This is a genomic window from Microvirga tunisiensis (assembly GCF_009296175.1).
Lineage (GTDB): Bacteria > Pseudomonadota > Alphaproteobacteria > Rhizobiales > Beijerinckiaceae > Microvirga > Microvirga tunisiensis.
Map to the genome: position 1 here is coordinate 1 of NZ_VOSK01000121.1, position 19,472 is coordinate 19,472.

Genomic DNA, 19,472 nt, shown 5'->3' on the forward strand with positions numbered 1-19,472 from the left:
CACAACCAGCATCTCCCGACCCACCCGCTCCAGCCTCGGAGCAGGTAGCTTCGCCCACACACAAGAGGGGTCGAAATTGGATGCCGATCACCCCTCAATCGGGGTCAAACTTGCACGCCGAAACACAATGTCGACGCCGAAGTCAAGTCTGACCACAATGAAACCCCCCTGTACTTGACCAACGGGTGTGGGGAACATGCTCATAGCACCCCTGCATTGTTCGAGAGCTTGGGTCTGGATTGGTCCATTGACCGTGACGGATACTTCTATCCACTTGCCGACTCGGAGCAGATCTACATCGGCGAGGCAGACACAGCCGTGACGATCGAAGACGGCGTGGAGGTCTATTTCGGGATGGGATATGCCGTCCTCTACAAGGGTACGAAATTTCTTGCGCCCACCTCTGAGGTCACCTTTGACACGAATGACCCAGCCGATAGGGCAAGAGTGCTCGCCGCACTTAACCGCTACGCAACCGATTTTAGCCGGGTTCTAACGACCATAGGCGGCCACGCTTTCGTTTCCGAGGATCTCATGGAGGATCGCCACGAGATTCAGGTCCTTGTCCCGTTCGAGTACGCCAAGAATGCTGCTTCCGGCTTCGAGCACTGGAAGCTTCACCTCGAATGGCTGCTGACGCCTGTCTCTCCGACGTCCGTGTCGTGACCATGCCAGAGCATAAGTCGGTATCCGAAGCAGCATCCAAGGCCCGAGCGCGCCGGATCGAGCGCGGGCGGCACACTGAGCTTGCTGCAAAATCCATGACGCCGAGGACGTCCCTTCAGGGGATGCTGCAATTGCCGCTTCTTGAGGAGCTCGAAACCCTCGGCGGCCGTGCACGTCCCGGTGATCTCTATGAAACCCTCGCAGATCGCCTCGCCGTTCCCCCCGAGCTAAGGTCTGCCCGGCGCCAATGCGGAGATGGCCAGACCTATGCAGTCTTCCCGCAGGCCGTTCGCTGGGCTCGCCAGACGGCCGTCATGGAAGGACTCATCCACAAAGGCGACCGCGGCATATGGGAACTCGCCGATCCCGGCTACGCCCGCCTTCAACGCGCCCGGCGGGGCGTTACGGTCCTCATCTATTCACTCGATGACGGGCTCGCTCTTTGGGCGCATGCCGAAGATGCAGCAAGAGCAATCGAGCCTGGCTCCTGCTCGCTCATCCTGACGTCACCTCCATACCCAGTCGTATCGCGGGAGTACGGCAAGTTCTCCGTCCCTGAGTGGCTATCATGGATGAGGGACCTGGCGGGACTTTGGAAGGACCTATTGACCGAGGATGGCACTCTTGCGATCAACCTCATGGATGCATTCGTCGGCGGCACGCCATCTCTCAGTCCATACATCGAGCGATTTACGCTCACCTGCATCGATGACCACCGACTCCACTTGTCCGGGCGTCAGTTCTGGCACAGCCCGACAAAAATGGGCAACATCCAGTGGTCTTCGAAGCTGAGAGTTCGTCCGAAGAATACCGTCGAGCAGATTCTGCTCTTTTCCAAGTCGCCGAGTCCTAACTGGGACACTCGGCGTCTCCCGCCCACCTCGTACGCTCCAGGAACCATTGCCGGATTTGAACGCGCACTGCAGCGCAAGCGGAGCCGACGTCCTTGCGGCTACAACATCAATGAGGCTGCCTTTGCTCCGAATGGCTCCGGCCCTATTCCAGGCAATCTCATCGTGGCTGCCGGCGCACCAGGAAGCGATAGATACAGCCGGCGGTGCCGGGATGCCGGAATCCCTGCTCATCCCGCACGCTTCCCTGAGGAGATCCCACGTCGGATCATCTTGCTCACCACTGAGCCCGGCCAACTCGTCTATGACCCCATGGCGGGCTCGAACACGACGGGAAAGGTCGCTCTCGATCTCGGACGCCGCTTCATCGCTTCCGAAGCCTCACTGACCTATCTTGCGGCTTCAGGATTCCGGTTCGACACCCGCGCGGACTTCAGGCGTCATCCGCTCCCGGATGGGGCAATCAGCCCAGTCTAAATCCCCCTGTACGAGGGCCGTGAGGCCTTCCAATCTGCCATGTGAGCCCATGCATCCAGCCTCGAAGAACAAGCCGACGCAGGCGCAGCTCGTTTTCCCGCTCCTGGAGACCATCCAGCATCTCGGTGGCAAGGCACGGGCCCGCGACGTAGGTGCGGCCTTAGCGGACAGGTTCAGTCTACCTCGCCATGTCACGTCAGAGAAAATCATCACAGGCGCTGGACAGGAGATCAATCTCTGGCAGCGTCATGTCCGATTTGCTCGGCAAAAGGCGGTCTCTATGGGCTACGTTGCCTCCGGCGGCTTCGGGCTATGGCAACTGACAGACGAGGGGCAGACCGGCGTCTCAAAAGCCACTGCAGGAATACGGGTCATTGTCGCCGTTGATCCGGTCACGAACCTTCCCCGCTCTGCCACCATCGACGTGAATGTTGGCTTGCCCACCGTCCACACGCTTCACTGCGGAGATAGCCGAGACCTCTCGTGGATCGAAGATGGTCAAATTCCACTCGTCCTGACGTCGTGCCCCTATTTTGACATTAAGAAGTACGAGGGCGCCGAGGGGCAGCTTGCGGAATTCACCTCCTATCAGGAGTTCCTGGAGCAGCTCGATGCTGTATTCCGGGAATGCTACCGCGTCCTCGCACCTGGCGGGCGGCTCGCCTGCAATGTCGGCGATGTTCTTCGATCCCGAAAGACCGAGGGCCGGCACCACGTCCTCCCGCTGCATGCCGACATCCTCGTTCGCTCCCGACACATGGGATTCGACGCTCTCAACGGCATGTTGTGGCAGAAGCTCAGCAACTGCAGCTACGAGCATGGGAGTGGAGGAGTATTGGGTCGGCCGGGACAGCCCAACCAAATAATCAAGAGTGAGCTCGAGCACATCTTGCTGCTCCGCAAGCCAGGGCCCTACAGGAGCCCGTCCCTAGCCCAGCAGCAGGATTCCAAAATATCGAAAGAGGAACATGCTCGCTGGTTCCGACCTATCTGGGACGATGTGCGCGGTGCCCGTACCGACCAAGGCCATCCGGCACCATTCCCGGTCGAGATCCCATACCGATTGATCCGGATGTTCTCGTTCACTGGCGACACGGTTCTCGATCCCTTCAGCGGATCCGGGACTACCGCTATTGCGGCCGCTAAGGCTGGCCGGAACTCAATCGGCGTAGAAGTCGGCCCGGGCTACTTCCAGGACAGCATCGCCCGAGCAGCCAGAGACATCCCGAAACTGGCTGCCTGAGTGTTACCGATCAGGAATGAACCTTCATGATCCCTTCCTTCGATCTCTCCGCAATCATCCAGCAGGCCGGCGGTCGCTTTGTCAGTGGCGACGAGCTGGATCAGGCAACTGCGTTCCTCGTCGACTGGCACCAGGCGAGAGCCAATCCCTTCGGGGTTCTGCTCGATCGCGAACGTATCGTCCTGGCTACGGTCGGCGGCTCCAAAGCAGCGGCTTCTCTGTCTGTGAACGGCCGTGGCCTCTGGCTAACTGGATACGACTTTCAGAACAGCATTGGCGGATCCGGATGTGAGCCCAGCGTCTGGCATGGCATCGCCTATCACAGCAGGGACGACGCGCTTCGCGCCAAGGCCGAGCACGCCTATCGCTGGTTCTCCCTGAAAGCCACCTCCACCAGCTGTTCGATTTCGCAAGCCTGCAAGCGAGAGGCCGAGAAGATGCTCGAACTCCTCGATCGAGTGATCAACCCGCCTACTCCACAGCCAACTCAGTTGAGCCTGTTTTGACCCCTCTCAGAGGAGAGACCATGAGTACCCCTATCCCGCGCTCAAATCGCGCAGAAGTTCGAAACCCAGTCCTTGCCCTTCCTGGGTTCAAGGCGCTGCAGAACCTCCCGGCCCCTGCGCGAGAAGCTCTTAGCGCACTGCTGGATGACCTCGCAAAGGACGCTGCGAAACGCGCTCAAGCATCATGGCTCAAAAACAAAGGGCCGATGGCCCTCTATTGGAAAACGCTCAGTGTCTATACTCGCCATATATCTCGCGCGATCAAGAAGACACCCCTGAACGCTTCCCCCGCAACCAGTCTCGAGATCGCCAATGACGACAAAGACCAAGCAATACAACGTGCAGCTTGATTTCCGTGGTGAAGGCTACGGCTCGGTGTTTCGCCCCTGCGCATTCCGGTTCGGGTACCTCGGGGACCTCTCCGAGACCCGCGTGAACAAGCTCCACGCAAAAGCTCGTAGGTGTGGCTTCAAGTTCAATCACTCGCGGGCCTCCTGGATTAAGGAGAACGTGGACGACGCCAAGGCTGAGGCGGATAAGCTCATTGAAGCGATCACCGAGGCCGGCTTCACCGTCACGACCAACGAATTCTTCACCGGCTGGGTCTCGCCCACCAGCGGATCGTAGGTCTGTCAACTGTCAGGCCTCCCTCGCAGCGTCTATTCCTGGAATCACCTATGCACCATCAGCTCGAAGAAGCCTTTGGCTTCAGACCGAACCAAGTCGTCCAAATGCTCGTCCCTGCGACTGGCTCTAACGATGAGGACAACGAGATCACGCTCGACCCCGGCACTCTCGCGATCATTGCCAGCATCGCGGATCTTGGCGGAACCCAGGGCATCGCCTTCACCGTCGCGATCGGTGGCAAGATCACGAATGTCTTCGACCAAGGCGACGGCATGCCGGACAGGAAGTTCTTCGAGCCGGTCACGGCTCAGGAACCCGAGGGAACGAAGTTCCTCGTCCTGTCCGACCTCGAGGACCCTGAGCTCTATATAAAGGCCGCCCGGCAGCATGCAGAGGACTCAGGCGAACCCGATCATGAGGTCGGAAACCTCCAGGATCTCTTCCGAGCCGCCATGCGGATGATGACGGACGAGCAGAAGATCGAGCTTCTCTTCCAGGAGGAAGTGCAGGCTGTCCTTGGATCGGGGAGCTTCAACATCGATTTGTAGGCAGAGCTGTCACCGAGATCCTTGCAGTCTTGCGCCAACCTTCTCGCATCCTAAATCAAGGGCGCTGGAGGTTTTAGTCGCGCTATGGGGAAGTTTCATCACTACGTTCCGGTTCACCATCAGAAGCGTTGGCTACGCCCGGGAGCAAGAAGGCCTGAGGTTTTCCTGTTCAAGAAAAACTCCGGAAAATTCTTCGGCAGTGACGTTCGTAACGTTCTCGGCGAGGACCACCTCTATTCGCTGGTCGGTTCTGTAGATCCAGACCCTCACTTGGAGGATGCGGTCTTCGGACAGGTCGACGCCGTACCTTCCTCAATCGTGACAAGGCTCCAGTTCGACGAGAAATATCGGCTCACTAGTCAAGACAAGCGAGATCTTGCGATTTTTCTCGTTGCTTCTGTCTTTCGCACGCCATGGGGACTAGCTTCACTCCGAACGCAGGTTAGGGAGGCCGTCGAGAAATCTCTTGCGACTCATACTGGGGTGAGTCTCGACGGCATCGACTTTGTTACTGACGATTGCAGAGAGCGCTTCCTAAACAACGACAAAGACTACATCCGTAGGAATGCGCCTCTTGTTGCTGTTTGTAATCATATTCTGACTTCGAAACAGACCCAGGAGATTTCCGCGTGGCCGTATGTGATTATGAGGCTGCGCAAACCCAATCTTTCGTTCGTCACGTCGGACACCATTCTCCTAATGTACGGCAAAGGCAAATCAAAGGTTCACGTCGCACCCTTGACACCTAGGATTTGCCTAGTCTCTGCAACCGATCCGGCAGATCTGGTCGCGCTTACATCAAACGAGGGCCGTTTTTGCCGCGCCGTTAACAAGCTGATGTGGGAGAAGTCACTGCATTCCGTCGTCGGGTTTCCAACCGCTCCTTACCTGAACACGCTCGGGTTCGTCCGCGGAGACGGAAATCGACCCTAAGACGGCCATGAACTGGGACGCCGAGTGCGGAGAACCCGCCCGGCTAATGGTTAACCAAGCGTCTGAAGTCTCCCATTTAACCCAGTTATTGGATTCCGGCCCCCTTAGGAGGGTCTTTGCTGGCTATGTCATCACTGACGGGATACCATTAGCGTAACTCCTACGCCCTAAACCCTATCGAGAAGTCTTTATGCTGTTTTACAGATCCCGCATCATTTCCATTGGCATTCTAGCCGCCATCGGCGTCGCGCTTTCGGGCTGCTATCTCTCTAAATCGCGGGTCATTGAAGACGGTGATCAGGTCAGCTGGGGCAATAACGCCTTCTGCCAGTTCAATGACAAAAAGCAGACCGTTGATCTCAGCACCCCGCTGAAGAGCGACAAGGGCGGGATCTTCTACCGAACTGCCACGGACAATTACACATTCAAGCGGATCGAAGACGACTTCTACCTCGTGCAGCTTGAAAACCAAGGCCTCTTCAGGTTCCTCTACCTTCTGGTCGACGGACCTAAGGCCAAAGTCCTTACCTTCCCGGCACAGACCAGCCAGAGGGTCGCACAAGCGGCCCAGCGGGCGAACATCGCCTTTGGATCGGATGTCAACGGCTGGACTGAGATCGTCGGACGCAAGGCTGACCTTCAGAACTTCCTGATGTCTGCCAAAATTGGCGATCTAAACGCTTCGGGCGAATGCAGCTTTACTAAACCTAACAATTTCGGTGGTCCCGTTGTCGGCAAGATCCGAAAGAACATGCCTCGGGATCAGGTACTAAAGCTGCCGGGCGCGGAAGTGTGCAACGACGACCAGGTATGCTTCTCTGATCTCAGCATGACCGGCCTGCCGCCTCAGACCCTCAAGGGTGCCACTGGTCGGATAACGGTCTCATTCGGCGAAGCGGGCGTCGAACGCATTGACCTCGAGGCCGACGGGTTGAGCCTCGGCACTGATAACAGGCCCCTCGGACGCGTACTAGGCTTCCTGCCGATGTCGATCGGTCAGGAGAACACCCAGCCGGTCTATATAGGCTTAAACAACAAGGGGCTTCTTATGACGCTCCCTGACGAGAAGCAGCACGAAGACGGACCCTGGGGGCTGGTATTGCTCCAACTCCTTGAGAAATCACCCAAGGTTTCGGACCTGTACGGGAATAAAGAGTTCAAGCAGTCGCGCTTTATGATCTCGACCAAGGAGGGGCTGAACCTGGCTAAAGGCTCACCCGACCCGGATGCAGCGAGCAGGAAGATTCAACGTTCCGGCCAGCCCCTGCTCGATTTCTCAACAAGCAAAGATGAGCAGGGACTTATCAGCTGGCGAGTGGTCGCTATTCCATAGGATCCGCCGGACTGCCGTATAAGGCTCGCCGGAACATACGGGGCTCCCATGAAACTACATGCCTTACTCTCCGCCGCAGTGCTCACGTTCGCCGTTGGCTCAGCGCAAGCCCAGAACGCCGAAGATCACCTTCGGATCTGTGACGGGAGCACTGCCTTCTGCGACAGCAGTCAGCAGCAGTTCAAGACCTGGTTCCCGCGGGCCTATCAGAAGGACTACCAAGGCCAGCGAAACGTGTCCTTCTGCCTGACCGATGGCTGCGATGGCGCGGTTCAAGTGAACAAACCTCTCGGCTGCGCCTGGAGGCTCGTCATCCTCGCCAGCGGGAGCCCGAAGGTGGGCTCAACGGATACGGGCTTCTTCGATAGCCGGTGCCGCAAGTTCTCCGAGGCGGAAACGCTTCAGATGAAGAGCCAGGCGGATGCCCTATTCCGGCAGATCTATAGGAAGCCGCTGCCGAAGCGGCTCTGACAGGCGGTCCCTTCACACCATTAACCGCTTCGATCTCAGATGGCCCGGGCGCTTCGCGATCCGGGCTTTTTCTATGGGTGGGAGATTTCCCCCTTTCTTTTGAATCTGTCTCTTTGGTGGGCGAACAATTTTTCGCACCCTCCCCATGCTGCGCAACGGCTTGAGCCGCTTCCTTTTGAACAGAGCGGACCTCAACCAGATCCGTCAGGTAGATCGTTGTTCGCCCAAGCCGGTCCGGGCTGGAGCGAACCAGGAAGCCGGCCTGCTCGAGTTGGCGGTAATGGTTCTGGATGGTTCTCGGGGACACGCCGAGGTCGGCCGCCAGCCATGAGGTGCACGTCCGCAGTTGCTTGTGCCGGCCGCAGCGGGAGATCAGGTAGACGAGGGTCGTAACCGCTCCGGTGCTCAGACCAGGATGCACCAGCACATCGATGCTGAACCGCCGAACGTACCGGCTGAAGGAGCACCGGCGCCGAGACAAGCGTACTCGGCGGGTGACCGGCCGTCGTTTCGGGGCGACAATCTGGGGAGCTCGATCAGGCGTCTCCAGCCAAGCCCTCTCGAATGCCTCGGCCTCCTGAAGCGTCCAGTGCCCCGAGGCTACGCCTGCCCTGGCAACGGTCGACGCACGTAGACCGGGGGCCGCCGCCACGGCTTGCAAGAGAAGTGGATTGAGAGTCGTCATTGATGGCGCCTCCTCCCCTCTACCCTATACTTACCGATCCACGTAGTAAGTTGGTTCTTGCTGAGTAAGATCGCTCTGATAAAGGCATGTTGATCCATCATGGCCCAGCCACTTCCATTTTAGTCTGATGGATCCACAAAAATTACGACTTATGTTTTTGGGTCAAACAATTTCGTTTTTACTTGAAGGAGTTCCGCGCGCTTTCTCAAGGTGCTTCACGCGCCCCCTGTAGGGGATGCCCGCACTTCCTGTAGGTCTTCCGCGCGGATCGCCGATGCGCGCAGAAAACCTTGAACGAATCCCGCTAAACACTCGTGGATCTCGCTGCGCGGCATCTAGGTTTTCCGCGCGGGTCTCTTTAGCGAGCCGCTCTCCAGCCGCCAGATTCCCTTATCCGGAAAGGTTTTCAGCGCAGATTCTAGGAAATCCGCGCGGATCCAGATTGGAGGTCCACCGCGTGTTGAACGGTCTAGGTATTCCGCGCACATCCCTAGCCAGTGACGTGAAAAGCGCCTTACGGTCATCAGACCTTGACGGACGCTGAGATTCCTCGATGCGCGAGGAAAACCTTGAAACAGGTCTCGGTGGCGGCCGGCGCGCCCTCCTCAGATTCGACAAGCCTAGAGCCGCGGACCCGCGCAGAATACCTCGAAGCGCCGCGTAGATGCCCTAGAAGGCGTGCGGCGAAAACCTTGACGCCGGGGAGAAAAATCTAACCGTCGGGCTCATTGGGCTTTGACTCCTAGAAGCGATTCAATCAGCGTGGCCCAAAAGTGGAGCGAGATTCATGGCCTCGAATATTACGGTCGCACCGATTAGCACCGGCATTCCGACCCAAGTTCTCCAGTTCGAGAACCAGGATCCCCAACGGACCAATACAATCGATCTCTGGGACGTTGCTCCGCGCGGAGTTTTTTACACGAATACGACTGACCGCGAAGCGGGGAAATACCTCAAGATCGTCGAGCGTGAATTTGAGCACTGCGGGAAACACTATCGCCTTACCATAAAGCCTGCTCGTCTTAAGCGTGCTGGACAGGAGACCGAAGAATACCCCGGCGAGCGCGAGCAGCTGGTCGAAGAGGTCGTCCGTCGTCTAGCTCAGGAATCCGGTCGCCTCCGCCTGGACGGCCGGGACTTATGGATGACCTTCTCCATCAATGAGATCTCGGAAGAACTAGCGAGAACCGGCCATCGCTACTCATGGAGCGAGGTCAAGGAAGCGCTCCAGATCCTCCACCTCTCGACGGTCGAAATCCTCCGGGTTGATCCGGACCCTAAATCCGAAACCGGTGCAGTGACCAACGTCATCAGCGCGTCAGCCTTCCCGCAACTCGGGTTCCGAGAACGCGGGCGCGAAACCAGCGAGACAACAATCCAGTTCAATTCCTTGTTGACGAGCGCTATTCGGCACCTTGAGTTCATGCAGTTGGATTACGACACCATCATGAGCCTGAAGGGCCCGGTTCCACGTTGGCTTTATAAGCGCCTCAGCCACAATGTCTTCTATGGCGATCACGATGCAAATATCCAGGTCCTGACCGCATCCGACCTCTATCGAGGTTGCGGCCTCCAACCCAGATCCCGCAAGCGCGATGAACTCCGCAAGATCACTGGCGCAATTGATGCTCTCAAGAACGCCGGTATCATTCGCAAGTACGAAATCCAGGACGTCAACGACGGAATAGATCGCCGCCGTAAGGACGACATCATCTATACCGTCTATTTGTCGAGTGTCTTTGTCGAAGACATTACAATCGCCAAGAAGCGCCATCAGCTGATCAAAACGGACTATGCGCAGATCGAAGGCGCCGATCCGAAAGAATTTATCCCCGGTACTGCTCAAAAGCGCGATCAACTCCGCCGAAAAAGAGCAAGCCGGAAGGTCACGGAACAGCCGGAGCTGCAATTCTAACGATTGGTTAGGCCGTAGACTCATAAGCGCGGAGCCAAAGCCGCATTGAGGCGAGCTGAACCATAGCGAGGAAGTTGGCGGCGAGCTTATCGTATCGGGTGGAGACTCGGCGGACGTGCTTCAGCTTGGAGAAGAAACGCTCAATGAGGATGCGCTCGCGGTAGAGGCGCTCGCTTCAGCACGCACCGATCATCAACACGTGGCACGCCTCTCGGCTTGTTGGGTAGCAGCGGCTCGATCACGCGCCGTTCAAAGTCTGTCAGGTCATATCGGCTCATGGTGAGCCCTGAACCAGAATCCAGCGCGATGTGAAAGCACTCAGCCGGCTTACGAGCTAATCTCGGCCGTTCATGGCAGCGGCGAGGACGCTTAGAACGACCCTTGCAGATTGCTGTATTCTTAGATCATATCTGTTTCGGATTTCAGGATTTTTGCGACTGGGAATCCATTCTTTGGAGTCGATCTTGTGATGACACCTGACGAAATAAAGATCGTGCGGAGAGCTTATGCAAAGCAGATCACGGCGGCTGTTCAAGTTGTCGATGAGCGTGTTGAAACAGCTTTTGCCGAAGTGCCGCGAGAAGATTTCCTTGGTCCCGGTCCGTGGCCGATTTTCCGAATGCGGAAAGCCTATGTTCCAACTCCGACCATCGATCCGGTCTATCTGTATACGGATGACATTGTTGGCATCATCCCCGAGCGCCACATCAACAACGGGCAACCGTCGCTTCATGCCATTCTGCTTTCACAGGCTGCGCCGCAAGCAGGCGACCATATCGTGCATGTTGGTGCTGGTGCCGGGTACTATTCTGCGATCATGGCGAACCTCGTTGCCGCATCCGGCAAGGTGACGGCGATCGAGTTCGATCCGGAGCTTGCTGCACGCGCGAAAGCAAATCTCGCTCCCTATCGGAACGTTTCCGTGGTTCAGGGAGATGGCAGTTCCGTGGCTTTCGATGCAGCTGACGTGATCTATGTGAATGCCGGAGCAACCCGACCGGCGGATATCTGGCTGGACCGCCTCAATGATGGCGGAAGGCTTGTCTTACCGCTTACGACCGACCTTGGCTTTACCAGCAGCAATTGGAGCAACATGCACCGTCGAGGAGCGGTATTCCTCGTGACGCGCAGGGGTGATGAATTTTATGCGCGATGGATTTCGCCGGTAGCCATTTTCCCCTGCGAAGGAATGCGCGATGCGGAATCAGAGAAATCGCTTGCGGCAGCATTCGAGAGCGGGGAGCAAAAGAGGGTGACGCGGCTGTACCGTACTGATGAGGTGCCGGCCGAGCAGTGTTGGGTTCGCGGTCCCGGTTGGTGCTTGGCCTATGCTTAGGCAGCAATCCGGCAATCATACCGTCACGGAAATCCTAAATTCCACGACGAGATCGCCGCCACTGAGAAGTCAGGATAAACTCTCTCGCAAAAGCCGGCCATAAAAGTAGACATTCCGCCGACGACTTTCGCGACAGCCAAAATCCTCGTGCTGTGTCCGCTTTCTTGAGAATCCTGTGTAAACCGGATCGTCTCCTGCCCACCAATCTCAGCCGTTCGCGTCTATGGGTTTACGGCCTGGAGTACATCCGTCCACGATCATACGCGATAGGCCATGCTTGCGTCTCGACTTCCGCTCGGAGTGAGGACCCGTTGGGTTCAAACCCCGAAAGGATAGACTGATGGGAGCTCAAGACACCTACTTCGACTTCTGCACAGTCTCAATGCGCAGCGACGCTCCGGCCGAGAACTCCAAAACGCTCGAAGTCCTGACTGTCTCGCTCTCGCATCGGACCTATACCGCGAAAACCGGGAGCCCGTATAAAAAGATCCAGGCAAAGGGCCGGGATGGGGTGATTCACCTTGGCGGCGCCTTCCCGCAGGGCACATTTGGTAACGGACCCATGTTCCCGCGGATCCGGCTCGGCATCTTCTATGCCAGCTCAAAGATCGACGTTGTTGTCCCTTCCCATGCTCGGGCGTTGAACGCCTCAGAAGTTCGGGTCGAAATCACGATGCTGGACACCTCAACTGCAAGGCCGATCCCGACCCCTATAGAGCACTCCGTCAGCTCCTCTCCTGCTCACGACCCGCGCGAGGAAATGCTCTGGAGTGCAGTAGAGGCCATGATCCGGACAATACCCGTTCACTCCGAGGCTGACGTTAAGCGGATCAGGAAGGCTGTCGCCATCATGCATCATCCCGACCAGGTCATTCCTGCAGACAGGACCCTGATGACCTTCGTCCTTCAGAGGGCGAATGACCTCTTGGATAAGGTGCAGGCGGCTCACGCCGCCTAACCCAGGTCCCGATTGAACGTGACGGGCACACAATGGACGCGTAGCGCCCACGCGGGAGGTGCGCCAGGAATGGAACTTCGGAAGTGGGTGGAATTGCCGGAGTTCATCTCTGACCCGCTGTGACCACGCCTGGGTGCCGCGCGATCGATCTACGGAAGGTGCTATAGAACTCCAAGATTGCCCATTCTGACGACAGAGGAACTAGGCTCGAATGTCATCCGAGGCCCGAATATTTGGCTGAAACCCGGAGAAGCAGATGAGCGAGAATGTGGCTTTCGAAGCGACTATGTATTTCCGATATGGTCGCTCGAAGCGCGCAGGCGTCACGGCCGAAACGACCTTTGACGCCATCTTGCGCGGGGAACGCACGTCAACCACCCGTTTTTGGAATTGGCCGGGGACGGATCGCTGGGCCAGAGCCAAGCCAGGCCAGCTCGTGCGGTTTTATGCAGACAAGGATAAGAGCGGTCGCTCCGTGCTTGTCCGCGTCACACAGGTTCGGGAAATCAACCTCTCGCAGTCCTCCGCGACAGAGCTCGAGGAGTGGAGCAAAGCTGAGGGCTGGAGCCCTCAGGCCGGGCGAGAGTTCGGCGCCAAGAATGGCCGTGCGGTCTGGGTGCAGTACGCACTCGCGGGGCAATAGGCTAAACCCTCTCTCACTTTAGCGTAGGAGATCATTGTGAAAGTGATCATGCTCGACATCGATGGCGTTCTGGTGAGCGGCAAGGCCGCAGCACAGAGCGGCGACCCGAAGTTTCTGCCGCCGGGGAGCATTGCCCTCGTCAACGAAATCCTTGAGCAGACTGGAGCCCTCATCGTGGTCTCCAGCACCTGGCGCAGAGACAGTGACTGCAAGGACCGGCTTCTCCGGGCCGGCCTCCTTGATCGCTTCCACCCCGTCTGGCAGACGCCGCCGTTCCTGGATCGATCGCGCATGAAGCGCCGCTACCAGCGCGGTTGCGAGATCGCTGTCTGGCAATCACTCAACCAAGCCCAGCGCTACGCCATTTTAGACGACGCCCCCGATATCTTGCCAGAGCAACGGCCCTTCCATGTGAAGACCGATTACGAAACCGGCCTGGGACCAAGCCACGTCGAGCAGGCCATCCGGATCCTCAACGCTTGACCCTCCCCCACCATCGCAACAGGAGACCAGCCATGCCCCGTTTCCGCGTCATGGATTTCGAAGACGGCCGCCGTCAGGAGCACCTTCAGAAGACAGCCTCACGGGCAGAAACTCCAATGGGCTTCCTCCGGCTGTTCTATCGTCTCAACCCGAAGGCTCTTCGCGGACACTTCTCGGTCCGCCTCCACGCTGACGGCGCAGATATCTACAGCTCGAACGGAGCTATGGCGGGCGCCTTTATTAGGGCAGCCTAGCCTCCGGCCCCGCCTATTCGACCTAGTGGTTAAAACCTGACACTTGGTCCCCAATCCGCGATACCCGGATGAACCCAAAGCAGAAATTGGGCCACCTTGAGCTAGTGCCAGATCCAGACCTTCGCAATTACCCGTTTCACTCATGTTAGCCCGTCGACCTCGGCGCTCCTGCAACGCTACGGCTGCGGTCATCAATTTCTCAGGGTTCTACCGCTCGAATCTCAGGGTTTCCCCCAATAGACCTAGAAGGGGGCAGCTCCAAATGAGGCTTTCGGCCACAAGGAGAAGATCCTATGAGATTGACGAGATTTCTGTCTGTTGCGTCCGTCTTGAGCTTGGCCCTAGGCATGACAGGCCCCGTTGAAGCACAAGATTCCCGAAAGGATGCCACCGCCGCGACCAAGGCGGCCAATCAGAGACTTCTCAGCCAGTTGCCGTTCTCCGACAGGTCGGACTTCGACAATGCCCAGCGCGGCTTCATCGCGCCCCTGCCGACTGAGGTGATCAAGGGCCAGTCTGGCAACACGGTCTGGAACCCGCAGCAGTATGGTTTCATCAAGCCCGACGCCGCTGCCCCGGACACCGTCAATCCGAGCCTGTGGCGACAGTCGCAGCTCATCAACCTGAGCGGCCTGTTCAAGGTCGCCGATGGGCTCTACCAGATCCGCAACCTCGACCTGTCGAACATGACCATCATCGAGGGCCGGGAAGGCATCACCATCGTCGATCCGTTGGTCTCGGCGGAAACCGCGAAGGTGGGCCTCGATCTCTACTATGCCAACCGGGGGCAGAAGCCCGTCAAGGCGGTGATCTACACCCACAGCCACGTCGACCACTACGGTGGCGTCAAGGGCGTGACCACCGAGGCCGATGTGGCCTCGGGCAAGGTCAAGATCTATGCGCCCGAGGGCTTCCTCGAGGCCGCGGTCGCCGAGAACGTCATGGCCGGCAACGCCATGAGCCGCCGTGCCAGCTACATGTACGGCAACCTGCTCCCGCCGGATCCCAAGGGCCAGGTCGGCGCAGGCCTTGGCACCACCACCTCGGCCGGCACCGTCACGCTGATCCCGCCGACCGACATCGTGAAGACGACGGGCGAGAAGCACACGATCGATGGCCTGACCTACGAGTTCCTGATGGCGCCCGGCTCCGAGGCCCCGGCCGAGATGCTGTGGTACATCGAGGAGATGAAGGCCATCTCGGCGGCCGAGGATGCCACGCACACGCTGCACAACACCTACTCGCTGCGGGGCGCGAAGATCCGCGAGCCGCTGCCGTGGTCGAAGTACCTCAACGAGGTGCTGGCGATGTGGGGCGACAAGGCCGAGGTGATGTTCGCCCAGCATCACTGGCCGTCCTTCGGCAATGCCGAGGTCAACAAGCTCCTACGGAGCCAGCGTGATCTCTACCGCTTCATCAACGACGAGACCCTGCGCATGGCGAACCAGGGCATGACGATGCGGGAGATCGCCGACGCCTTCAAGATGCCGGCAAGCCTGGCGAACGTGTGGGCGAACCGCGGCTACTACGGCTCGGTCTATCATGACGTCGCCGCGACCTATGTGCTTTACCTGGGCTGGTTCACCGGCAACCCGGCGACCCTGCACGAGCTTCCTCCCGTCGAGGCCAGCAAGGGCTATGTCGAGTTCATGGGCGGACCCGCGGCCGTGCTGGATAAGGCGAAGCAGTCGTTCGACAAGGGCGACTACCGCTGGGTCGCCCAGGTGGTGAACCACGTGATCTATGCCGACCCGAACAACAGGCAGGCCAGGGACCTTCAGGCCGATGCGCTGGAGCAGCTCGGCTACCAGGCCGAGTCGGGACCGTGGCGCAACTTCTATCTCACCGGTGCCAAGGAACTGCGCGAGGGCGTGAAGAAGCTGCCGACGCCCAACACGGCCAGCGCGGATACCGTGAGGGCGATGACGCCCGAGATGTTCTTCGACTATCTCAGCGTCCGGGTCGACCGCACCAAGGCGGGCGAGGCGAAGATGGCCCTCAACGTCGATTTCGGCAATGCCGGCGGCAAGTACCTGCTCGAGCTGGAAAACGGCGTGCTCAACCACACCGAGAACGGTCAGTCCGACAAGGCTGATGCGTCGGTGGCTCTGTCGCGCGACACGCTGAACAAGATCATCCTCCAGGAGACGAAGCTGGCGGATGCGATCAGCGCCGGGGACGTGAAGGTCAGCGGCAACCAGGCGAAGCTGACCGAGCTGGTGTCCTATCTCGACAACTTCGAGTTCTGGTTCCCTATCGTCACGCCATAAGGATGCATGGGAACACGTTGTTGGGTCCCGCTTGCATGAGCGGGACTCGACCATCTGATAGATTTCCTGCGAAGACCGGGAGCCGGCTTAGGGTCAAATCCGGTAGTACCTGGAGGATAACTGAATGTCCGCTTTCCACCCAAGGCGTTTGCTTGGCGGTCGGTACCAAGCGTTAGAACTTAACCACTAGGAGCAGGCCGCCTTGATCTCTTCGATTGTGTGGAAGTCGATCAGTTTTGGCCAGGAGCCGGGATCCGGGTCTATCAAACGTGCGGGCCCAATCCGCAAGGTCGTCGGTGGAATTAGATCATAGGACGCAACCGATCCGGTCGCGCGTGCGATTTCAGCGAATATGGCCCCTATTCCCTGCTCCGGATATTCCTTCATGTAGATGTCCAGCAGATGCCAGTTATTCGGGAATGACCAATCCAGCCCGACCCTGTTAGGCAAGTCAGATGCCTCGACTGCTAGCTGGCAAAGGAAGCCTTCCTTCCCTAGCGCCAATACTGTTGATCCTCTTGGACGAACGCAAAGGATACGATCCCCGCCAGGTCCGAGCATCTCCGTAACGACCGGATCCGGTCGCGCCCCCGGGTCTCGCGGCTCAAGACCCGATGTACGGATCGTCTCGATAGCTCCTACAGGCGTGGTATGGAAAAACCAGTCGAACCTGTTCAACAGGGCATTTCTGGCCAGCTCCATTCCTTCCGCGGACAGCAGCCGTCTATGGTTCTCGGACACGGGCATCGTGAGGCTCATCAAAGTCAGGGTGTGGAAGGCTAAGCCAGATTAGCAGCGCCTTGCTCGATCCTTTACAATCATTTGCGAACCAGAGCCCGCAAATCTTGGAATCTTTCCTCTTCCCGCTGAGCTTTCACGTATGACCTCTCAAAGACCAGACACTTCGTGCAATCTGTCGGCCGAGCTCATGAACGTCGCCTGGGGAGATGATCCAGAGATGCCGGACTGCATTCGTCCACTCTCCTGGCTTCACACTCTCTTAGTGGAGTGCAAGACCCCGGAGGTTCAGGAGGTCCTGCAACGCGACGATCCCGACGCAATGCTCATGATGCTGCGGGAGGTTCAGGACCTGCACGATGGGCTACTCTCAATCGCCGGCCGTCTCAAAGAGGCCCAACAACCAGAACCTATAATCTTCACCAAAAACCGCAGAGGCCGAGTTCGCCAAATTTTCGAGATCGAAATATGACCGAAGCAATGACACAAGAGGAGTTCTGCGCTCGGTTCAAGGCTCACATGCTTAACGTGGCGGGCTCAACCACCTTCGAAGACGGGGGATCTATCGCAGACTATGCAGACATCACGGCGCCCACCTATTGGGACGATCCCGTACTGCGGAAGGAAGGACCAGAAATGAGTGCTGAAGCGGACATTAGTTATTGGGGAGAGTGACATTTTACCCGTCTCCACGGGTCGATCTGACCTCTTTCGCGTCCAAACCCTTGGGGAATGACTTCATGGCTGTGCGTTACCTTCCTGCCGAGAACATCGTCGCTTCCGATGCGGACCTCCTGGTAAATACCGTCAATACCGTCGGTATTATGGGCAAGGGCGTGGCGAAGGCCTTCAAGGACGTGTGGCCTTCCATCATGGGTGACTACTTGCAGGCTTGCCGATCGAAGCGCCTGAAGCCCGGCGGGTGCATGCTCTTCTCACTTCCCGATGGCCGCCGGTGGGCCGCCTTAGCGACTAAAGAACACTGGCGGGACCCCAGTCGGTACGAGTGGATCGAGCCGAGCCTTCGTGAACTCGCAGACCTTGCTACTAAGGCCGGCGTGCGCTCTATCGCGATTCCTCCGCCTGGCTGCGGGAACGGTGGCCTCGACTGGCGCCGGATTGAGCCGCTCGTAATCAAGCATCTATCTGGCTTCGACTTGCGGATTTACGCCCGCCCGACCACAGCCTGATAACTGCCCTCGTCTCCTCGCATTGGCCATCGGATCTTGGCCCCGGGCGATCCTCTCGCTTGGGGTTTGCCGTTGCGTGTGCCGCGATCTGAGGCAGCGTTCACCAAAATCCCATCAAAGTCTCCGGGAATGCCATAAAGAAGGTAGAGTCCGGCCCATGACAGTCTCAGCCGTTTTCCGCAAATCTCTCGGACAGATTTCACCCATTTTCAGCTTTCGCTGGCTTCTGGGTCTGTTCCTGCTGTCCGTTGTCCTTGACCTGGTGTTGAACCTGCCTCTCAAGATATTCCCGCTTTTGCTTGGTACTGGAGTCATCGCGGCCTGCCTGTACCGGAACCGCATCAAGGAACTGCGCCGGCCTCAGACGATAGCCGAGATGCTCGATCGTCTCCCTCTCCGTGGGGATTTCGCCCTTATCGCCATCATTAAGGGGCATCCCGAGTACCGTGCAGCCTTTGATCTGAGCTCAAAGGCCTATGAGGGCCCGAGCGTTCGGATTGACGTCTATTTCACGGATCGAGGCACTGGCGAGGTGGTTGCGGTCGCCTCTCAGCAAGTAATTGAGCCGTCAGGGAAGTGCGGTATCTCGGCGGCTTTGCCGACTGGCGTCGCAAACTTCAGCGTCGATCTACGCGAGGGCGTAAATCTCTTCCGCCTCGGCGAGCCTGGTGTCAGCACGTTACCCGGTTCACCTCCCCCAGCCGGTAGGTCCGGAAGGGTAGCCGACGCAATCCTCCGCGGTTCGGAACTGACCTCCACGACGGGGCTCAAGGCTGCGCGTCGAGCTGTGGCAAAAGCCCTTCACCCAGACGCCGACCCCGTCGAGCAGAAGGAACGTACCGCCGCCCTTGCCTGGGCGAATGCCGAACTCGACCGCATCCAGTTGTCGCTCTCCGGTGCCAAATAGGCGCCGGCAGGCTCCCGAATGCAACTGAACTCCTATTGGATTCTCCATTGAGTGAGGGAAACCCGACCATGCTCCTCAAAGACTGGAAACGTGAACAAGCGACTCGGAGAAGACAGAAATCCGGTCATCAGAACGAGCCCACGGGCAAACGAGACCGCTCCAAGGCTGGGATCCTGCGCGAGCTGAAGCTAGCCACCGTCTTGAGCCTAGTCGCCTGCGCCATCTGCCTATGGACTGGCAACTCCACATATCTGCTCATTATTGATCCGGCCCTCATTGTCTTGAAAGGGTCTTGGTTGACTCCAGCTTGATCGGCATGAAGCACGTGGACATGCGCAAGCTGCCCGCCGCGGCTCAAGAGGAGCGCCGGCGGCAAGTCATTGGGCTCCGGGAGCGCGGGCTGACTTACCGGGCGATCGCGGCCCAGGTTGGGCTGTC

At 58.3% G+C, this 19,472-nt stretch carries 20 protein-coding genes and 3 pseudogenes; 19 read left to right on the top strand and 4 right to left on the bottom strand.

Annotated elements, in window-relative coordinates; translation table 11 throughout:
* Window positions 1-228 precede the first annotated feature (228 nt).
* The 9 genes from FS320_RS23460 to FS320_RS23505 all read left to right on the top strand — a co-directional run bounded on the left by FS320_RS23460 (window position 229) and on the right by FS320_RS23505 (window position 7,655).
* Window positions 229-666, top strand: a complete 438-nt coding sequence (locus tag FS320_RS23460; protein WP_152714343.1) for a hypothetical protein — start codon at window positions 229-231, stop codon at window positions 664-666.
* Window positions 627-1,994 carry a site-specific DNA-methyltransferase gene (locus FS320_RS23465; protein ID WP_244627321.1) on the top strand — a complete coding sequence of 456 codons (1,368 nt, stop codon included), beginning with the start codon at window positions 627-629 and terminating at the stop codon, window positions 1,992-1,994. Before FS320_RS23460 ends, FS320_RS23465 begins: the two co-directional genes overlap by 40 nt.
* A gap of 49 nt (window positions 1,995-2,043) precedes the next feature.
* Complete coding sequence (locus tag FS320_RS23470; RefSeq protein WP_202882887.1) at window positions 2,044-3,237, top strand: site-specific DNA-methyltransferase; 1,194 nt, start codon at window positions 2,044-2,046, stop codon at window positions 3,235-3,237.
* Between the two features lie 26 nt (window positions 3,238-3,263).
* Window positions 3,264-3,743, top strand: coding sequence for a hypothetical protein (locus FS320_RS23475; RefSeq protein ID WP_152714345.1), 480 nt, complete (start codon window positions 3,264-3,266; stop codon window positions 3,741-3,743).
* Window positions 3,744-4,055: 312 nt separating this feature from the next.
* A complete protein-coding gene (locus FS320_RS23485) occupies window positions 4,056-4,370 on the top strand; it encodes a hypothetical protein (protein WP_152714346.1) in 315 nt (104 codons plus the stop codon).
* A 50-nt stretch (window positions 4,371-4,420) separates the two neighbouring features.
* Complete coding sequence (locus FS320_RS23490) at window positions 4,421-4,918, top strand: hypothetical protein (RefSeq protein WP_152714347.1); 498 nt, start codon at window positions 4,421-4,423, stop codon at window positions 4,916-4,918.
* A gap of 84 nt (window positions 4,919-5,002) precedes the next feature.
* A complete protein-coding gene (locus FS320_RS23495; RefSeq protein WP_152714348.1) occupies window positions 5,003-5,851 on the top strand; it encodes a DUF4238 domain-containing protein in 849 nt (282 codons plus the stop codon).
* Between the two features lie 190 nt (window positions 5,852-6,041).
* On the top strand, window positions 6,042-7,184 hold the full coding sequence (locus tag FS320_RS23500) for a hypothetical protein (protein WP_152714349.1): 1,143 nt from the start codon (window positions 6,042-6,044) through the stop codon (window positions 7,182-7,184).
* Between the two features lie 48 nt (window positions 7,185-7,232).
* Window positions 7,233-7,655 (top strand): hypothetical protein, encoded by a 423-nt coding sequence (locus FS320_RS23505; protein ID WP_152714350.1) that lies wholly within the window; start codon window positions 7,233-7,235, stop codon window positions 7,653-7,655.
* Window positions 7,656-7,917: 262 nt separating this feature from the next.
* On the opposite strand, the pseudogene FS320_RS51460 reads toward FS320_RS23505, so the two are convergent.
* Window positions 7,918-8,340: pseudogene (locus tag FS320_RS51460) on the bottom strand (hypothetical protein); the annotation flags it as partial.
* A gap of 787 nt (window positions 8,341-9,127) precedes the next feature.
* On the opposite strand from FS320_RS51460, the gene FS320_RS23510 reads away from it, so the two are divergent.
* Window positions 9,128-10,255, top strand: a complete 1,128-nt coding sequence (locus tag FS320_RS23510) for a hypothetical protein (protein WP_152714351.1) — start codon at window positions 9,128-9,130, stop codon at window positions 10,253-10,255.
* Between the two features lie 7 nt (window positions 10,256-10,262).
* Here the strand turns inward: FS320_RS23510 and FS320_RS23515 are convergent.
* Window positions 10,263-10,421 (bottom strand): annotated as a pseudogene (locus FS320_RS23515) (IS5/IS1182 family transposase); the annotation flags it as partial.
* A gap of 10 nt (window positions 10,422-10,431) precedes the next feature.
* Window positions 10,432-10,533: pseudogene (locus tag FS320_RS48210) on the bottom strand (IS5/IS1182 family transposase); the annotation flags it as partial.
* Window positions 10,534-10,724: 191 nt separating this feature from the next.
* Between FS320_RS48210 and FS320_RS23520 the strand changes: the two are divergent.
* The 6 genes from FS320_RS23520 to FS320_RS23545 all read left to right on the top strand — a co-directional run bounded on the left by FS320_RS23520 (window position 10,725) and on the right by FS320_RS23545 (window position 16,199).
* Window positions 10,725-11,591: a protein-L-isoaspartate O-methyltransferase family protein gene (locus FS320_RS23520; protein WP_152714352.1), complete on the top strand. Its 867-nt coding sequence runs from the start codon at window positions 10,725-10,727 to the stop codon at window positions 11,589-11,591.
* A 340-nt stretch (window positions 11,592-11,931) separates the two neighbouring features.
* The gene (locus FS320_RS23525) at window positions 11,932-12,549 is read left to right on the top strand and encodes a hypothetical protein (RefSeq protein WP_152714353.1); all 618 of its coding nucleotides are present in this window, start codon (window positions 11,932-11,934) and stop codon (window positions 12,547-12,549) included.
* Between the two features lie 256 nt (window positions 12,550-12,805).
* Complete coding sequence (locus FS320_RS23530) at window positions 12,806-13,192, top strand: ASCH domain-containing protein (protein ID WP_152714354.1); 387 nt, start codon at window positions 12,806-12,808, stop codon at window positions 13,190-13,192.
* 36 nt (window positions 13,193-13,228) lie between these two features.
* Entirely contained in the window at window positions 13,229-13,675 is a 447-nt protein-coding gene (locus FS320_RS23535) for an HAD domain-containing protein (RefSeq protein WP_152714355.1), read from the top strand.
* Between the two features lie 32 nt (window positions 13,676-13,707).
* Window positions 13,708-13,929 (top strand): hypothetical protein, encoded by a 222-nt coding sequence (locus FS320_RS23540; protein WP_152714356.1) that lies wholly within the window; start codon window positions 13,708-13,710, stop codon window positions 13,927-13,929.
* Window positions 13,930-14,276: 347 nt separating this feature from the next.
* Window positions 14,277-16,199, top strand: a complete 1,923-nt coding sequence (locus FS320_RS23545; RefSeq protein WP_244627322.1) for an alkyl/aryl-sulfatase — start codon at window positions 14,277-14,279, stop codon at window positions 16,197-16,199.
* A 186-nt stretch (window positions 16,200-16,385) separates the two neighbouring features.
* Here the strand turns inward: FS320_RS23545 and FS320_RS23550 are convergent, their stop codons facing one another.
* Entirely contained in the window at window positions 16,386-16,946 is a 561-nt protein-coding gene (locus FS320_RS23550) for a hypothetical protein (RefSeq protein WP_152714358.1), read from the bottom strand.
* A gap of 459 nt (window positions 16,947-17,405) precedes the next feature.
* Here FS320_RS23550 and FS320_RS23555 point away from each other — a divergent pair, with 459 nt between their 5' ends.
* The 3 genes from FS320_RS23555 (at window position 17,406) to FS320_RS23565 (ending at window position 19,034) form a co-directional block, all read left to right on the top strand.
* Window positions 17,406-17,612, top strand: coding sequence for a hypothetical protein (locus FS320_RS23555; RefSeq protein WP_152714359.1), 207 nt, complete (start codon window positions 17,406-17,408; stop codon window positions 17,610-17,612).
* Between the two features lie 65 nt (window positions 17,613-17,677).
* Complete coding sequence (locus FS320_RS23560; RefSeq protein ID WP_152714360.1) at window positions 17,678-18,127, top strand: macro domain-containing protein; 450 nt, start codon at window positions 17,678-17,680, stop codon at window positions 18,125-18,127.
* 157 nt (window positions 18,128-18,284) lie between these two features.
* Window positions 18,285-19,034: a hypothetical protein gene (locus FS320_RS23565; RefSeq protein ID WP_152714361.1), complete on the top strand. Its 750-nt coding sequence runs from the start codon at window positions 18,285-18,287 to the stop codon at window positions 19,032-19,034.
* Window positions 19,035-19,472 lie beyond the last annotated feature (438 nt).

Coding starts and splice junctions, on each gene's coding strand:
- FS320_RS23465 (WP_244627321.1), top strand. CDS start 627: ATGGCTGCTGACGCCTGTCTCTCCGACGTCCGTGTCGTGACCATGCCA.
- FS320_RS23470 (WP_202882887.1), top strand. CDS start 2,044: ATGCATCCAGCCTCGAAGAACAAGCCGACGCAGGCGCAGCTCGTTTTC.
- FS320_RS23475 (WP_152714345.1), top strand. CDS start 3,264: ATGATCCCTTCCTTCGATCTCTCCGCAATCATCCAGCAGGCCGGCGGT.
- FS320_RS23485 (WP_152714346.1), top strand. CDS start 4,056: ATGACGACAAAGACCAAGCAATACAACGTGCAGCTTGATTTCCGTGGT.
- FS320_RS23490 (WP_152714347.1), top strand. CDS start 4,421: ATGCACCATCAGCTCGAAGAAGCCTTTGGCTTCAGACCGAACCAAGTC.
- FS320_RS23495 (WP_152714348.1), top strand. CDS start 5,003: ATGGGGAAGTTTCATCACTACGTTCCGGTTCACCATCAGAAGCGTTGG.
- FS320_RS23500 (WP_152714349.1), top strand. CDS start 6,042: ATGCTGTTTTACAGATCCCGCATCATTTCCATTGGCATTCTAGCCGCC.
- FS320_RS23505 (WP_152714350.1), top strand. CDS start 7,233: ATGAAACTACATGCCTTACTCTCCGCCGCAGTGCTCACGTTCGCCGTT.
- FS320_RS23510 (WP_152714351.1), top strand. CDS start 9,128: ATGGCCTCGAATATTACGGTCGCACCGATTAGCACCGGCATTCCGACC.
- FS320_RS23520 (WP_152714352.1), top strand. CDS start 10,725: ATGACACCTGACGAAATAAAGATCGTGCGGAGAGCTTATGCAAAGCAG.
- FS320_RS23525 (WP_152714353.1), top strand. CDS start 11,932: ATGGGAGCTCAAGACACCTACTTCGACTTCTGCACAGTCTCAATGCGC.
- FS320_RS23530 (WP_152714354.1), top strand. CDS start 12,806: ATGAGCGAGAATGTGGCTTTCGAAGCGACTATGTATTTCCGATATGGT.
- FS320_RS23540 (WP_152714356.1), top strand. CDS start 13,708: ATGCCCCGTTTCCGCGTCATGGATTTCGAAGACGGCCGCCGTCAGGAG.
- FS320_RS23545 (WP_244627322.1), top strand. CDS start 14,277: ATGACAGGCCCCGTTGAAGCACAAGATTCCCGAAAGGATGCCACCGCC.
- FS320_RS23550 (WP_152714358.1), bottom strand. CDS start 16,946: ATGCCCGTGTCCGAGAACCATAGACGGCTGCTGTCCGCGGAAGGAATG.
- FS320_RS23555 (WP_152714359.1), top strand. CDS start 17,406: ATGACCGAAGCAATGACACAAGAGGAGTTCTGCGCTCGGTTCAAGGCT.
- FS320_RS23560 (WP_152714360.1), top strand. CDS start 17,678: ATGGCTGTGCGTTACCTTCCTGCCGAGAACATCGTCGCTTCCGATGCG.
- FS320_RS23565 (WP_152714361.1), top strand. CDS start 18,285: ATGACAGTCTCAGCCGTTTTCCGCAAATCTCTCGGACAGATTTCACCC.